14 protein-coding genes and 1 pseudogene are annotated in these 15,291 nt (G+C 69.2%); 11 read left to right on the top strand and 4 right to left on the bottom strand.

Annotation, left to right across the window (positions count from 1 at the left end):
* The first annotated feature begins 1,033 nt into the window (after window positions 1–1,033).
* The 4 genes and pseudogenes from ABZU69_RS34475 to ABZU69_RS34490 form a co-directional block, all read left to right on the top strand.
* Window positions 1,034–5,008, top strand: coding sequence for a carboxypeptidase regulatory-like domain-containing protein (locus ABZU69_RS34475; protein ID WP_354968448.1), 3,975 nt, complete (start codon window positions 1,034–1,036; stop codon window positions 5,006–5,008).
* Window positions 5,009–5,164: 156 nt separating this feature from the next.
* Entirely contained in the window at window positions 5,165–5,488 is a 324-nt protein-coding gene (locus ABZU69_RS34480; RefSeq protein ID WP_354968449.1) for a hypothetical protein, read from the top strand.
* 104 nt (window positions 5,489–5,592) lie between these two features.
* Window positions 5,593–5,928, top strand: a complete 336-nt coding sequence (locus ABZU69_RS34485; protein WP_354968450.1) for a hypothetical protein — start codon at window positions 5,593–5,595, stop codon at window positions 5,926–5,928.
* A gap of 38 nt (window positions 5,929–5,966) precedes the next feature.
* A pseudogene (locus ABZU69_RS34490) lies at window positions 5,967–6,227 on the top strand (hypothetical protein); the annotation flags it as partial.
* Between the two features lie 94 nt (window positions 6,228–6,321).
* Here ABZU69_RS34490 and ABZU69_RS34495 read toward each other — a convergent pair.
* Window positions 6,322–7,785 (bottom strand): FAD-dependent monooxygenase, encoded by a 1,464-nt coding sequence (locus tag ABZU69_RS34495; RefSeq protein ID WP_354968451.1) that lies wholly within the window; start codon window positions 7,783–7,785, stop codon window positions 6,322–6,324.
* A gap of 145 nt (window positions 7,786–7,930) precedes the next feature.
* Between ABZU69_RS34495 and ABZU69_RS34500 the strand changes: the two genes are divergently transcribed.
* The 3 genes from ABZU69_RS34500 to ABZU69_RS34510 all read left to right on the top strand — a co-directional run bounded on the left by ABZU69_RS34500 (window position 7,931) and on the right by ABZU69_RS34510 (window position 10,478).
* Window positions 7,931–8,473, top strand: a complete 543-nt coding sequence (locus ABZU69_RS34500) for a bacterial transcriptional activator domain-containing protein (protein ID WP_354968483.1) — start codon at window positions 7,931–7,933, stop codon at window positions 8,471–8,473.
* A gap of 231 nt (window positions 8,474–8,704) precedes the next feature.
* The gene (locus ABZU69_RS34505) at window positions 8,705–9,826 is read left to right on the top strand and encodes a sensor histidine kinase (protein ID WP_354968452.1); all 1,122 of its coding nucleotides are present in this window, start codon (window positions 8,705–8,707) and stop codon (window positions 9,824–9,826) included.
* Window positions 9,827–10,307: 481 nt separating this feature from the next.
* Entirely contained in the window at window positions 10,308–10,478 is a 171-nt protein-coding gene (locus ABZU69_RS34510) for a hypothetical protein (protein ID WP_354968453.1), read from the top strand.
* 62 nt (window positions 10,479–10,540) lie between these two features.
* Here the strand turns inward: ABZU69_RS34510 and ABZU69_RS34515 are convergent, their stop codons facing one another.
* The gene (locus tag ABZU69_RS34515) at window positions 10,541–11,446 is read right to left on the bottom strand and encodes an LPXTG cell wall anchor domain-containing protein (protein WP_354968454.1); all 906 of its coding nucleotides are present in this window, start codon (window positions 11,444–11,446) and stop codon (window positions 10,541–10,543) included.
* Between the two features lie 312 nt (window positions 11,447–11,758).
* Between ABZU69_RS34515 and ABZU69_RS34520 the strand changes: the two genes are divergently transcribed.
* The 3 genes from ABZU69_RS34520 to ABZU69_RS34530 all read left to right on the top strand — a co-directional run bounded on the left by ABZU69_RS34520 (window position 11,759) and on the right by ABZU69_RS34530 (window position 12,993).
* The gene (locus tag ABZU69_RS34520; protein WP_354968455.1) at window positions 11,759–12,016 is read left to right on the top strand and encodes a hypothetical protein; all 258 of its coding nucleotides are present in this window, start codon (window positions 11,759–11,761) and stop codon (window positions 12,014–12,016) included.
* A 569-nt stretch (window positions 12,017–12,585) separates the two neighbouring features.
* Window positions 12,586–12,741 carry a hypothetical protein gene (locus ABZU69_RS34525; protein ID WP_354968456.1) on the top strand — a complete coding sequence of 52 codons (156 nt, stop codon included), beginning with the start codon at window positions 12,586–12,588 and terminating at the stop codon, window positions 12,739–12,741.
* A 51-nt stretch (window positions 12,742–12,792) separates the two neighbouring features.
* Window positions 12,793–12,993: a hypothetical protein gene (locus ABZU69_RS34530; protein WP_354968457.1), complete on the top strand. Its 201-nt coding sequence runs from the start codon at window positions 12,793–12,795 to the stop codon at window positions 12,991–12,993.
* Window positions 12,994–13,085: 92 nt separating this feature from the next.
* Here ABZU69_RS34530 and ABZU69_RS34535 read toward each other — a convergent pair whose 3' ends face one another.
* Together ABZU69_RS34535 and ABZU69_RS34540 are read right to left on the bottom strand one after the other, a co-directional pair.
* On the bottom strand, window positions 13,086–13,844 hold the full coding sequence (locus ABZU69_RS34535; RefSeq protein WP_354968458.1) for a class I SAM-dependent methyltransferase: 759 nt from the start codon (window positions 13,842–13,844) through the stop codon (window positions 13,086–13,088).
* A 209-nt stretch (window positions 13,845–14,053) separates the two neighbouring features.
* Window positions 14,054–14,398 (bottom strand): hypothetical protein, encoded by a 345-nt coding sequence (locus tag ABZU69_RS34540; protein WP_354968459.1) that lies wholly within the window; start codon window positions 14,396–14,398, stop codon window positions 14,054–14,056.
* 200 nt (window positions 14,399–14,598) lie between these two features.
* Here ABZU69_RS34540 and ABZU69_RS34545 point away from each other — a divergent pair, with 200 nt between their 5' ends.
* Complete coding sequence (locus ABZU69_RS34545) at window positions 14,599–15,270, top strand: helix-turn-helix domain-containing protein (protein ID WP_354968460.1); 672 nt, start codon at window positions 14,599–14,601, stop codon at window positions 15,268–15,270.
* The last annotated feature ends 21 nt before the right edge of the window (window positions 15,271–15,291 follow it).

A 15,291-nucleotide genomic window follows, 5' to 3' on the forward strand; every position in this document is an offset into this window, starting at 1 on the left:
GCCGGCGCCTCACCCACGAAGCGACGCCATCCTGGCGTGACGATCAACCCGAAGCGGACACACCGACGCCGACCTGATCAAGATGCCCTCTTAGAGGCCGATGCCCGTGACCCAGCCGGAGTCGGTGATGCCCATGGCGTTACAGGATCCATCCTGAGTCGGTCGGGAGCAGCGACGTGAGAGCCACGAGGTGGTCGTCTGCCATCCACAGCACCGCCCGGTCGCCGGGGTCGAGAACACTCTCCTTGATCGGCGGTCAGCCGAGCGGCGAACCGTCGAAGGAGTAACTGAAGTCGTAGAGCTTCCTGCCGCCGCCGACTCGGCTGAGGGCGGCGGCGTGCCGGGCCTCCTGGTGGTCGACGTACGACACGACCCTGCCGACCGCGGGTCGACCTTGTGCCCGGGGGCGGGCTTGGGCACGGCAAGGCCGGCAACTCCGCCCTCGTAGGCCACGACCGGGTCGAGTGCCATCTGCACCACGTAGGTCTCGGTCGGCTGTGGGCTGGCACTCGCGGTGCTGGTTCCCGGCACGATGGTGAGTCCCATGGGCACTACGCCCAGCGCAACCGGCGCGGTTGTCCGCTGCTGCCAGGTACTAGCGGTTTGGTCGTTCGGGCCACGTGGTCCTTCCCTGCCGGCGGGCCGCTTCCGAGCATCCAACGGCCGGAGTCGATATGTGCTGTGCGTGCAGCCTCGTGACTTACTCATCGGTCGCCCCTGTCGGAGTCATGCCATGTCGGAGAACCCGCCATTTCGTGGGTTTGGGACGAGGACCCGGAAACGTCGCATGGTTATGACGCGCTGACCATCAGTTAGCCGCGAGTTGACCGGAGTGCTCCCGAGTTGCCCATGCCGCCGGGTAGACCCACCTGTGCCGCATCATCCATGTTGGTCTATAGCCCACGACCGTGGGGTGTCGTGCGCGTCCTGTCTCTGCGGCGCGCTAGTACATGGAGGTTCCGTGCACACACGAACCAGGCATGTGAGACGCGCGTCAGTCGTGACAGCGGCTTTCGCGGTTCTCGCGACAGCGATGGCGAGCGCAGTACCCGCGTTCGCCGCGCCGTCGACCACAGCACCGTCAGCCAACCCGGCCGACAAGCTCACCTCGGCCGTCGAGAAGACGCTCACCACGCACGACTCGGCGGACTTCTGGGTGAAGCTGTCGGCGAAGGCCAACCTGGACGCGGCGCCGAACAACGCCGACTGGGGCAAGCGCGGCCAGTACGTCTACGACGCGCTCACCAGCACGGCCAAGACGTCCCAGGCCGACGTGATCCAGCAGCTCGAGGCGAACAACGCCGACTACGAGAGCTTCTGGATCAGCAACCGCATCCTCGTCGAGGACGGCACGCTGGAGCTCGCCAAGGAGCTCGCCGCGCAGTCCGAGGTCAGCCAGATCACCGAGACCACGAAGTTTGACCTCGTCGAACCGGTCAAGCGCGAGAAGGCGCCGGCGAACGCCCCGGCCACGGTCGAGTGGGGCCTCGACTTCATCAACGCCCCTGAGGTCTGGGCCCAGGGCTTCACGGGCGAGGGCATCGTCGTGTCGAGCGTCGACACCGGCGTCCAGTTTGACCATCCGGCGCTCGCCGACGGTTACCGCGGTCGGCAGCCCGACGGGACAATCGTCAACAACTACAACTTCTTCGACTCCTCCGGGCGGTGCGGCGCCGGCAATCCGTGCGACGTGAACGGGCACGGCACCCACACCATGGGCACCATGATGGGCGACGACGGCCAGGGCAACCAGATCGGTGTCGCGCCCGACGCGCAGTGGATCGAGGCCAACGGCTGCGACACCTGCTCGGACGCCGACCTGCTCGAGTCCGGTCAGTGGATCACCGCGCCGACCCGCACGGACGGCACCGACGCCGACCCGGCGATGCGGCCGCACGTCGTCAACAACTCGTGGGGCGCGGTCGCCGCCGGGGCCATCGACGACTGGTACCAGGACATCACCGACGCGTGGGCTGCCGCCGGCATCTTCGGCGCCTGGTCGGCGGGCAACAGCGGTCCCGGTTGCCAGACGACCTCCTCGCCGGGCGCGAACACTACGAACTACTCGACGGGCGCGGTCGACTCCTCGGGCCGCATCGCGTCCTTCTCCTCGCGCGGTCCGGGTGAGGGCGGCGGGATCAAGCCGAACATCTCGGCCCCGGGCGTGGCCGTTCGCTCCTCGGTCCCCGGTGATGGGTACGCGCTCTACAACGGCACCTCAATGGCCGCCCCGCACCTCGCGGGCGCCGTCGCCGTACTGTGGAGCGCCGCACCGGCACTGATCGGCGACATTCCGGGCACCTGGGAACTGCTGAACCAGACCGCCCACAACGTCGACGACACCTCGTGCGGCGGCACCGCCGAGAACAACAACGTCTACGGCGAGGGCACGCTCGACCTGGCCGCGCTGATCGACGCTGCGCCGATCGGTGACATGGGCACCGTTGCCGGCACCGTCACCGAGACCGACGGCGACCCGATCAGCGGGGCGCGCGTGACGGTCGACGGCGAGCACGACCGTACCGTCACCACCGGCACGGACGGCACGTACTCCGTCCGCGTCGCCGTGGGCGACTACCAGGTCTCGGCCTCGGCGTTCGGCTACCTGCCGTCTGCCCCGACCGGCGCCACGGTCACCGTCGACGCGACCACCACGGTGGACATCGACCTCGAGGCCGCGCCACGCCACACCGTGTCCGGCACCGTCACGGACGTCGCCACGGGCAACCCGTTCGTCGGCACCACGGTGAGCATCTCCGCACCGATCGACCCGGTCACCACCGACGCCAACGGCGCGTTCGCGTTCGCCGACGTGCCCGAGGGCACCTACACGATCTCGATCGAGGGCGGCACCTGCACGAGCGTGTTCTCGGAGGAGGTCGTCGTCGACGGTGACGAGACGGTCACCGCCGAGATCGCCCGTCGATACGACGACTTCGGGTACTTCTGCACGGTCGGCAGCGACGGGGCCGCCACGGGTGACACCCCGGTGAACCTGACCGGTGACGACGCGGCGACCACGGTCCCGCTGCCGTTCTCGTTCCCGTACTACGAGGGCGACTACACGACGGCGTACGTGACCACCAACGGCCACGTGAACTTCGCCGGGCTCTCGACCGCATACAGCAACACCGCGATCCCGAACAGTTCCGAACCCAACGCGGCGATCTACGGGCTGTGGGACGACCTGTACTTCGACGCCTCGTCGGGTCTCTACACCGCGGCCACCCAGGTCGACGGCGTGGACGCGTTCGTCCTCGAGTTCCGGAACGTCACGTTCTACGCCAACCGCGCCGAGCGGACGAACTTCTCCGTGACCCTCCTGGAGAACGGTGAGATCGAGCTCGGCTACGGGGCGAACTCGGGCGGAGCGGCGGCCGGCAGCTCGGCCACGGTGGGTATCGAGAACGAGAACGGCACCATCGCCCATCAGTTCTCCTACAACACCCCGACGATCAATGCCGGAATGTCGATCCACTACGACTCCGCGCCACGAGGCACGGTGGCCGGCACGGTGACCGACCGGAACACGGGTACGCCGATCTCCGGCGCGACCGTGGCGGTCTCCTCCGAGGCCCAGAGCAAGACCGTGACCACTGGAGCGGACGGCACGTACTCGACGTCGGTCCTCACCGGTGGCTACTCGGTCGAGATCACGGCGCCGAAGTATGAGGCTGCCACCGGCTCGGTCATGGTTACCGAGGACAGCACCGTGAGGTTCGACGCCGCGCTGGCCGCGGGCATGGTGACCATCGCTTCGGACGGCGACACGCACGCCGAGCTGCCGATGGGCGGTTCGCACACCGAGGAGCTCACGATCACCAACGAGGGCACCGCCCCGGCGTCGGTCGAGCTGGAAGCCCGCAGCGGCGAGTTCGCGCCGCTCGCCACGGGTGCTCTCACGGCGGTGAAGGGTAAGGCGACCGTCCCGGCGTCGGTGGCCCCGAAGGGGAAGCTGTCGGCGGCCGGCTCGTCGATGTCGCGTTCGAACGTCAAGGGCGAGACGGTGACGCCTCAGGCGGCGCCGATCCCGGCCGACGAGATCACCATCACGCACTCCGCGTCGCAGGCGATCATGACCGGCAACTCGGCGTCGTGCAACAACGGCCTCACCACCCGGAACAACTCGTACCTGCGGACATTCACGCTGGCCGACTTCGGGCTCAACGGCCTGGACGTGTCGAGCGTGTCGTTCGGGGTGGAGGTGAACCAGGGGAGCCAGCCGCTCACGGTCAACCTCTACGCGCTCGAGGGCGAGCTGCGGTACGCCAACATGACGCTCATCGGCTCGGCCGACGCCACGGTCCCGGCCGGTAACGGCACTCTGGTGACGGTCCCGGTCGAGGGCGCGGTTCCGTCCGGTGGCACCCTGGTGGTCGAGGTGAGCGTCCCTGCGGATGGCTACTTCTTCATCGGCTCGAACAACGCCGGCCAGACGGCTCCGTCGTACATCGCCTCGGTGGACTGCGGCATTTCCGAACCGGCCGACACGTCGTCGATCGGCTTCCCGGGCATGCACATCGTGATGAACGTGACGGGTAGCACGGGCGGCGCTCCGGCGGACTGGGTGTCCTTCGACAACCCGTCCGTCACGCTCGAGCCGGGCGAGTCGGTCACGGTGGAGGCGACCATGTCGGCCGACGTCGACCAGCCGGGCGCGTACTCCGCCGCGATCGGTGCCAGCACCAACACGCCGTATAACGTGGGTGAGGTGCCGGTGTCGATGAACGTCACCGCCCCGAAGTCGTGGGGCAAGATCACCGGCACCGTCACCGAGGCCGGCGGCCAGCCGCTCGGTGGGGTCATCGTCCAGGTGAACGGCGGCAAGGGGTACCACACGACGCTGGTCACCGAGGAGGACGGCACGTACGCGTACTGGATCGACTCGAGGGTGAGCCCGCTCACGCTGATCGTCGCGGCCGAGGGCTACGTGCCTGAAACGGCGAAGGTCAAGCTCAAGGCGGGCAAGACGGTCACGACGGATTTCTCGCTCGACCCGCTCCAGTAGCGCGTACACGGGGCGCGCCGTAGCGCGCGTCCCGTAGCGCGCGTCCTGTACGACGGCGGCCCGGTCACCATCCAGGTGGCCGGGTCGCCGTCGGTCATCGAACGGACCTGAGCGGCCTGCTCCGCCGGCATCAGGATCAGGGAGACCCCCGACTCGGTGGCCCCGGTCGACGTGACGATGACCGTCTCGTCGGTGACTAGCACCGCGTCGGGGGTGGCCGAGCTGCTCGACCAGCCAGTCACGCACGTCATCGCGGACGGCGTCCGGGTCCCACACGGCCGTACGCAGCAGCCGCTGCATCGCCTGCGGATCGGCGTGACCAGCCCGTTCGGCCAACGACCAGCAGGTCTTGCGTTCTGTGTTCGACAGCAGCCCTTCCACAAACTGCGCCGCTGTCGCACGTGGCTCCGCCCGAGCGAACCGGGCAGCGACACGCGTCACCGCTTCGTCCAGAATGACCCGCCATCGGTCAAGGTCTAGACTGTGGCTCACGGCCACCGCACGATGCTCGGTGTCCTCGCAAACCATCGATGATCCGAAGGTTCGTTGGCTTCTGGTGGCTGTCGCGTCACCGTGCGACAAGAATGACGAGCGTGATCAGCGATCTTCTTGCTGAAGTGGCCGAGACCTTGGACAGCACGACTCGCGTCCAGGTCATCGACTCAACCGGGCCGGGTGAACCAACTCGCAAGCGGCGCAACCGTCGTCCGGTCCTCGCTGACCAGCATGACCCAGAGGCGCTGATGCAACTGCGAGCAGCGCTGGCACTGTCGCCTGGCTGCGCCAAGGGACTGACAATCGTCGTGGGGCATACTCAATATGCTTGCTGCCCACCATGCGACCTGATCGTCGACCATTGGCGCTCACCGCCGTGGTGGGAGGTTTCCTGCTCCTCGGCTTCCTCGACTTCTTGTGAATGAAGTTGGTGCCGTACCCCTTTGCCTAACTCGGCAACTCCACGGCCACGTGGGCAGTTGCCGCCTTCGCCTTCGGGTGCCGGGTCCGATCGGGCTGGGTGCGCCCGGCTCTGGGCGCCGCCGTCCTGCTCGTCGTAGCGGTGACCAGCTACTACCTGGCGGCAACGCTCACTCAGGGAGACGACCTGTTGGTCCACCTGACGGCTCGTGCGCGACGAGCGGCATCGTCAGCCCTCGAAGGAGGCGATCTGTGGCTGCTCGCCCGGTCCGAGGATGAAATAGCCGAGCATCGTGGTTCATAGTCACGGTCATGGGCGGCGGACGATCTGCCCGGCGTACGGTTTCGTCGCCGTCCTCGACGGCCCGCAGGACTCCGACCTGAGGTGACGATGCCCCTCAGGCGAACGGGACGGTGGTCGCGATGAAGCGGTCGGGGCGCACGATCGTCGCTTGCCCTTTTGCAAACCTATCCACGTCGGCGAAGACGGCGCCGTGCGTGGTGAGCCACGCCCTGGTGCCGGGGTCGAGGCTGCCGGCCTTGCCGCAGATAACGCCCCACCGGTTGCCCAGCAGCGCGTCGAGGTTGGTGCGCCGGCCGTCAACGACGAGCGGGGCATCGGGCAGCTGCCGGGTGCCGTCGGGGAGGCGCTCAGGCGCTGCGGCTGCCCTGGCTACGCGCGCGTCGAGGCCTGGGAACATCCCTGCGGTCCGCACCAACCCGCGCAGCGCGGCTGCCGTGAAACGGTTGCGGCCGAGCATGACCCGGCCGGTGAGTAACGCCGTGCGGGTCATCCGCGCCACGGCCGGCCGCCGCTCGCGCTCGTAGCGGTCCACGTCGCCGGGCGCGTCGGCCAGCAGCCAGGACAGGGTCGCGACATCGCGTAGGCCGGCGCCGAGGCCCTGACCGGTGAACGGCGGCATCGAGTGCGCGGCGTCGCCGGCGAGCAGCACGCGGCCGCGGCGCCATGCCGAGGCCGTACGGGCATGGAACGTGAACACCGCGGCCCGCTCGACCCGCAGCGCCGCAGGATCCGCCCATGGCTGGATTAGCTCGTCAATCCGCGCCACCATGCCGACCGGGTCCTCGTCGGGCAGCAGCATCCACTCCCACCTCCGAACGCCCGGTCGCTCGAACGTCACCATCGGCCGGGCCGGGTCGAGCACGTGGGAGAACGTCGGCTCGCCAGTGTTGGGCTCATCGGTGCGGGCGTCGACCACCAGCCACGGCTCCGGGTAGCTGACGCCGTCATAGGAGGCCCCGATGAGGCCCCGCACGGTGCTCGACGCCCCGTCGCAGCCGACGAGCCACGAGGCGGTCAGCGTCGAGCCGTCGTCGAGCGTGACGGCGACGATGTCGCCCGACTGCTCGAGCGCCGTCACCGACCGACCGGTGTGGAGGTGCACCGTGGGCATCCGCGCCAGTCGGTCGCGTAGTGCCCGCTCCAGGCGGGGCTGGTCGAGCATGACGCCAGCCGGGACGCCATCCGCCAGGCGAAGCGTCAGCAGCGGGCGGCGATCGGGCCCGAGCAGTTGCGAACGGCGCAACGGCGTCGCCCACTCGTCCCAGTCGTCTAGGCCGTCAATGCGGCGGAGGATCCGCTGCACGTGCGAGTCGAGGACCGCCGCCCGCGGGTGGGCGTGCGGCCCAGACCGGGCGTCGGACGCCGGGTCCACGACGACGACGCGGATGCCACGGTCGCCGAGCAGTGCGGCGAGCACCGCTCCGACCGGTCCACATCCGGCAATCACCACATCCGCGTCCATGGGTCGATGTTCTTTGCCAACGCTCATGTTTGGCAAGGCTTGGGGGGTGTAGTAGTCACTTGCCGATCCGTTTGCACAAGCCGGCGGGCCACCCACGAGCCATAGGCTGGTGTGACCTCAGAGTGAACCAGGCCAACCAGGGCTGTGCCGACCCGGCGAAACGCGGTACCAGAGCCGATCTGTGCGATTCCCAAATTGACAGCCTGGGAGCCACACGTGGGAGCCACCGGGGCGCGCGGCCCTGACGTTGGCGAATGAGCCGTTGCTGGTCGACGAGCCGTTCGCCGACTGGGCGGTCGATGCCCGCGAGCGTTACCGCAAGCGAATCGTCGACGCGTTGGTCGGCGCCGCCGCTCACACCCTCGCCGTCGGCGATGCCCCGGTGGCGCTGGAGTTCGCCGCGCGGGCCCTGCGGTGGGACCCGCTAGCGGAGCGCGGCTGGTACCTGCGGGTCGCCGCCCACCGGGCGGCCGGCGACCGGGCCGCGGCGCTCCGGGCGTACGACGAGTGCCGGCGGCTGCTCAGTCATGAGCTCGGTGTCGAGCCGTCGGCGGAGCTGCGGCACCTCTTCCTCGACCTGCTCCGGCAGGAAGTGTCCGCCGGCTGCGTGGACGGGGTGGTGGCCGCCATCCGGGCCATGGCCCGCGAACTCGCCGCGGTGGGCGACCTGCGCGCGGTCGGCGAGGGCGCCGGCACCTCGGCGCGGCGGTTGGCGCAACTGCTGACCCAGGCGACCGAGCTGGCCGACACGCCCGCCCGTACCCCGCTCTCCGCGGTTTCCTGATCGTGCGCCGCGCTGTGCGCCGATCCACGCCGCGTCCCGAACTCCGTCGGGCGGTCCGCTACTTCCTCTGCCTCAACGCGCTGGCCATCATCGGGGTAGCGGTCGCAGTGTCCCTGGCGAGCGTCCATCTGGCTCGGGAACAGGCGGTGCACTTCGCCGAGCACAGCGCGCGTGGTATGGCCGAGTGGCTGATCTCGCCCCACTGCGCCGAGGCTGCGGGCCGGAGATCCAATGGCGCTGCGGGCGCTCGACGAGGCGGTGCGGGCCCGGATGCGGGACGGCTCGGTGGTCCGGGTCAAGGTGTGGAGTTTCGACGGACGGGTGCTCTATTCCGACCAGGCGGAGCTGATCGGGCGCCGCTACGAGCTCGCCGCCGAGGACCGTGCACTCGCCGGGACCAACCGGGTGACGGCCGAGATCAGCGAGCTGGACCGGGCCGAGCACGAGTACGAACAACAGGTCGAGCGGTTGGTTGAGGTCTACCTGAGCCTGTCGGGGACCGACGGGGAGCCGGTGTTGTTCGAGGCGTACTTCCCGGCGGACCGGCTGGAGGACGACGCGCGGTACGTCGGTTGGCGGCTCGCGCCGCTGGCGCTGCTGGCCATTGTCGTCCTGCAGCTGTTCCAGCTTCCGCTGGCGCTGGCGCTCGCCCGCCGGCTGGACCAAGCCCATCGCGAACGGGGCCGTCTGCTGGAGCGCGCCATCGCGGCATCCGAGCTGGAACGGCGAAGGATCGCCCGCGACCTGCACGACGAGGTCATCCAGGACCTGGCGGGGGTGGGCTACTCCCTGGGGGCGGTGGAGCTGCACCTGTCCGGTGGGGGCGAGCGGCTCCGGGAGACCGTCCGTCGGCTCTCCGCCACCGTGCAACGGGATGTACGGGCGCTGCGGCGGGCTATGGTCGACATCCATCCGCCAGACCTGTCCGTCACCGGACTCCCGACCGCTCTGGACGAGCTGGCGGAACCGATGCGCGCGGCGGGCAAGGTCTGCCACGTGCGGGTCGTCGAGACGTCCGAGCTGCCGGTCAACGTCCGCCAACTGCTCTACCGCAGCGCCCGCGAAGCGCTGCGCAACATAGACAAGCACGCCCACGCCGACCGGATCGACCTCACGGTCGAGACCTCCGGCGATCAGGTGCGGTTGACCGTTGACGACAACGGCGTCGGCTTCGACACGACCAATCCGCCCCAGCCAGATCACCTCGGAATGTGGCTTCTCGGCGAGGCGGTCCGGGAGGTCCGGGGCACGCTCTCCGTCACCAGCGCGCCGGGGGCCGGCACGGTGGTAACGGTTGTCCTGCCGCTCGACGACGGCGGTCAGCATCGGCGATGGGTGCCGTGGCGCCGGTAGGCCGCGACACCTGCAGAGGCGGACAGCGCATGGTCAAGGATCGACTGATGGTTCGTGGCAGCCACGACAATGCTGCGGCAACGGCCGCGACGGGGGCAATTCGCTCTGGTTCTCCGTCAAAGAGATACTGCCGCCGACCAACGACAACTTCGCCGACTCAATCCCGGGCTCGGCCGCTCGTCCGGGGCGGTCCGTGTGGGCTAACGGCTGGGCGGCTGGTACGAGCCGGGCCGGCGACATTCGGTGTACGACGTGCCGCCGTTGCTCGACACACCGCCCGCTCTGCGGGTCGCAGCGGCGTTGGCGAACTCGCCCAAGCGATCTGACCGCCCACCCGGCAATGGGCTTAACGCGTCTTCCAATCCCACAACGCAACGGCGCCGTTCAGGATGCGCGGCTCGACCGAGGCCCGGATCGCCGTGCCCTTGCCGGAGTCAGTGAGTGCGGCGAACGGCAGCTCTACGTCCAGACCGCGGGCCCTGTGCCGTCCTGGACCGTCGTCTGCGCCACCAACCGGCTCTGCGCCGGCGTCGGCCTCGTCGAGGGCGAGGGCTGCCAGTGTGGGATGCCCGGGGCGGTGGAGAGCGTCGCCCACATCTGGCCGCGCCCCGCCGTCCTCGGTGCGGTCGCGGGGGCCGCACCGACCCAGTAGCCGGGTCCGGCAAACACGAACGCCCCCACCACCTCACGGCAGCGGGGGCGTTCCGGTGAAGGTCAGGCGTCGAAGCGGACCCGACGGCGGCGCGCCACCACCAGCGCCACGCCAGCCAGCACCGCGATCACACCGACGGCGCCGAGCGCAGTGGCGTTGACACCGGTGACGGGAAGGCCGCCGCCCGCGCCCGGCGCGGGGCTGGTGGTCGGCGGGGCGGTGTTCGGCTTGAGGGGGTTGGACTCGCAGCCAATCCCCGGCGTGCCCCTGGTGCCGTCCAGGCCCCACGGGTCGTTGTTCACGTCCACCAACGTGACCCGGTACTTCACGTCAGAGCAGTTAACCGTGCCGGGAGGGTTGGGGAAGTCGGCGCACAGGTTCTGCTCAGTGCCGGTGTAGACGTACGCCTCGCAGTCGCGCGGCTGCTCGGGCTGGCTGGTCGGCGGGGTGGTCGGCGTCTTCGTTGGTTCGGCGCCCGGCTCGACCGCCTGGAAGTCGACCAGCTCGTCGGAGATCCGCAGGTCCGACACCACAACCGTGCCGGGGGCGGCGACGTTGTCGTACACCACGCCGGCCTGCCCGATGGTCCCGGCCGCCGGAATCTTGAACGTGATCGTGCCTTCCTCGCCGCACTGTGTGCCGGCGGTGATGTTCTGGTCCCACGAGTTGGTGTTGGTGCCGTTCACGACCACGAAGACACGGGGCGCGCCGCCGCTGCACGCCGCCCCGTCGGACAGCGCGATGGAGAAGCGGACCTCGTCGCCGGCCTCGACGTCAACGCCGAGGTTCGCGGCCTCGACCGACGTGTTGTTGCCGACCAGGGTGACGGAGTGCTTGCTGGTGATCGACGAGTCACCGTTGGCCGTCCACACCGCATCACCGGGCGCGGCCTGAGCGGGACCGGCCAGAGCCAGGGACGAGAGAACGAACGCGCCGACCGCGGCGCCGACAATCTTGAGCGTGCGCATAGAACTCCTTGGCTGAGTGTCGGTTCCCGCTCGCCGGCGGGACCTGGGCAGTCCGACTGGATCAACGACCGCCCAGACCAGGCACAACGCGAGGATCACTACTATCAGTCGTCAATCCGCGACGGTCACCTGTTTGGCCGGGGACGGTCGGTCGCGCGGCCCGCAGCATGCACGCTGGACGACAGAGCGGATCGGCTGTTCGGCCCATGCCCGGCTCCTGCACGCCTACCTCGCAGCGAAGTTCCGGGCACGGGCGACCCTGAGGGAATGCCTGCTGCACCACCCTCAACGCCAACCCGGGAACGGCGACCAGTGGAGACCGACATCCAGTACGCGTTGATGCAGGCGGCCTACGAGGCCTGGGACACCAACGAAGCGCAGCGGGTCGAGGGCTTCGACAACATCATCGTCATCCCCGACACCGTCCTGAACGAGGTTCACGCCCTCGCGGCCGCCGAGGGCAGACACCTGGACCAAGGGCCTCTGCCGAAGTTCTGGATCGAGCATGAAGGCCGGCGCGCCCAGATCGCATGGATCGTCGGCCCGCAGAACCCGCCCACCGAGAGGTGACCAGTATCGGCGATCGCGTGGGGCGGGCGTGCTCCCCGGTGCGGTCGCGGGGGCCGCACGGCGCGGATAGAACGCGGCTGAGGCCCGGACCGCCAACGGTCCGGGACCCAGCGTGCGTCTGTCAGCTCTGGTCGCCGTACTCCTCGCTGTGCCGCCGCGACCGCTCATCCAGCTCCGCGCGCGACATCTTCCGCGACAGAGTCTTCTCCGGCCACGATCCGTCCTCCGCCTTCTTCCAGGGCAGGGTCGGACCCGCCACATGCCCGGCCCGGCTTGAGCCCGGGCCACATGGGCCAAAGCGGCCGCGGGCCGGCGCGCATTTGCAGCATTTCTCCAACGAGGCTGCTGCGTTGCCGGCAAACGGTGAGCCGGACGCGACGAAGGACCAGCGGGCGACGCGCGAAAGCTTGTCATCGCGCATCCCTCAGGGCACACCGACACGGCATGGGTCGCGGTCATTAGCGGCGGTCCGATCCTGTTCCTCGTAGGACGCGCCCTTTTCGAGTACGCCGTACTCGCGCGGCTCTCGGCTGATCGGGGTGCCGGCGCTCGTAGTCACTTCGCCAGCGATGATCCTGCTACCGCCACTGGCGTTCGCGATCACCGCACCTGTCGTCCTCACCGGCATCGCCACCTCCGACGCGATCCGCGTCAAGAAACGTCCACCCGAGCCGCCGTCACCACCCGATGAGGAGCAGGCCCGACGGCATCAGCAACGCGGGTAGCTCGCGGCAATCCGTTGCAGTTTGTCTACCGCCTGGCCGATGCTCCTGAGCATGAGTAGGGCCAAGAGGAAGGGCCGCGCGTTGCACGAGCAGGCCGATCGCCTCACGCTGATTGATCGTTGGGGCTACCTCGTGCCGGATCAACCGGTTCTCGTACATCCGGGTGAGACGATCTGGCGTGCAGGCGACCGGCTCCTGGTGCAGCGGCTCGATGGGCGAGTCGATGCGTACCCCTGCTTCGTAAACCGCTGAGTCTCGGGCACCGGGCGCAATCGTTGACAGCAACGGGACCGTTTCGGACAGCCCGGCCGGGGCTTGGGATCAGAACGACCGGCCTTTGCCCATCAGCCCAGTTCGAGTGTGAGCAGCGGCTCAGCGAACACGGGCGCTGGTGCGTCGGGGTGTGCGGCAACCGCCTGCTCCAGTCGGCGGAAGCCGGTCTCCAGGTCGTCGGGGCTGAGCTGCGCGAAGAACGAGAGGGTACGCAGGCGCAGCCGTTCGAGCACGTCGCCGTAGGTGCCCGAGGACGGCTCGGTGACCGTCCCGAAGCTGGCAACGCGCCAGCCCACCGATGTGAACATCGCGATGGCCTCGTGCAGCGGCTGAAACAGCGAGGCGTCCACGTCGTAACCGTTGGGGAAGTGTTCCAGCCACCACGGCCGCGGATGGTGGTCGCTGAAATTCGCGCGCAGGAGCAGCCGCCCGCCGGGCCTGAGCACCCTGGCCAGTTCCCGGGCAGCCCGGGGCTTGTCCTGGACGTGGTGCCACGACAGGAACATGAGTGCGTAGTCGGCACTGTTGGACGGCACCGGCATGTCCTCGGCGGCGCCTGCCAGATATCGCACTCCGGGATGCTGGGACTGCGTCTGCGCGACCTCGCGCATGCGGACCGACGGCTCGATGCCGGTGACTGGCCCGAACGCTCCTGCCAGCGCGGGGGTGTACCTGCCGGTCCCCGAGCCGATGTCCAGCCCCGCCAGCGGGCGCCGCTCGGGCAGTACCGCTGCAAAGGCGTTGATCCATACCCGCAGTTGCTGCTGGGTGAGCGCGCGCCCGCGCGCGTAGTCCTGGTGCTGCTCCGTGTCGTAGTCGATCGACCTCATCGCACCTCCCGCTTGGGCGGCGACCGTGAGCGTCGCCTCGATATATCACTCCGATACATCGGCACGATATGCGTCGTCGCGCTACCCCACAAGGTGGCTGCGCGACGGAGCTTCACCCGCGACCCACTCGCCCGGACCGGCGCACAAGATGAGAGGCGTCTGACCTGCCGGAAGGCAGTCAGACGCCTCTTGCCGTCCGTCGTTGGTCGCTATCGGCGGGGCGCGGACGGATCTGCGGTGCGGCGACCGCCGGCCAGCCGCCACAGCGCCAGCGCGCCGACGAGCAGGCCGAAGTCGCGCAGAGCCACGTCGTAGTACTCGCCGAGCAGCAGAAGGTTCGCGATGATCCCGGCCAGCCAGGCGGCCACCACGACAGCGCCGTACTTCGGCCGGGCCGCCACGAGGAGGCCGGCCACGATCTCGATCACGCCGACGGCGTACATCGCCTGCTGCCCGGTGCCCGGGACGAGCCGGTCGACGAAGGGCGCCAGGTAGCCCGGCCATTCGGTCAACAGGTTGAAGAACTTGTCCAGGCCGAACGCGATCGGCGCCACCGTGAAGACGGTGCGCAGCAACAGGAACGCTTGCTGGGCAGGGCCTCCTGTGCGTGCAGTCAGTCCAGCGATCGTTGATGAGCTCGATGCGGTAGTGGCCACGAGAGTCCCCAATCTTCTAGAAACGCATTATCTGTCTTTTAGAGACGCTAGGGGCGCTCCCTTCTAAAGTCAACAAGCGCGTGTTTTACACTTCGGTCATGGCTCCTCGCCCCCGGCCCGACCACATCGCCGCCCTGGCCGCCCTCGACGACCCGACACGCCGAGCCGTGTTCGACTTCGTCGCCCGCAGCGCGGACGCGATCAGCCGTGACGCTGCGGCCAACGCTCTGGGGGTCAGCCGGCGGATCGCCGCATTCCATCTCGACCGGCTGGCGGACCAGGGCCTGCTGGCCGTCGAGTACCGCCGGCCAGCGGGCCGCACAGGGCCCGGCGCGGGTCGTCCCGCGAAGCTGTACCGGCGGATGGCGGGCGAGGTGGCGGTGTCGGTGCCCGAGCGGCACTACGACCTCGTCGGCGGGTTGCTCGCGGCGGCCGTGGCAGAGTCGATCGACACCGGAACACCCGTCAAGGAGGTGCTTGATCGAACGGCGTACGAGGCCGGGAGGTCGATCGGCGCGGCGGCGGACGATGTCGTGGCGGCGCTCGAGGAGGCCGGCTACGAGCCGCGGCGCCAGGATCAGAACGGAGGCGCCCTGGCGTTGGGGAACTGTCCGTTCCATCGGCTCGCCCAGCAGTTCACGGCACTCGTGTGCGGGGTCAACCTTCAGCTGCTGCGGGGCGTCGCCGACGGTGCGGAGGAACCGCACCTTGTGGTGCTCGATCCGAGCCCGGGCCAGTGCTGTGTGCGGCTGACGCCGGCAGCACGCTGAGCCGGCGCCTCAGGCGGCTGC

Source organism: Micromonospora sp. NPDC005206, from assembly GCF_040608175.1.
In the GTDB taxonomy this organism is placed as follows: Bacteria; Actinomycetota; Actinomycetes; order Mycobacteriales; family Micromonosporaceae; genus Micromonospora.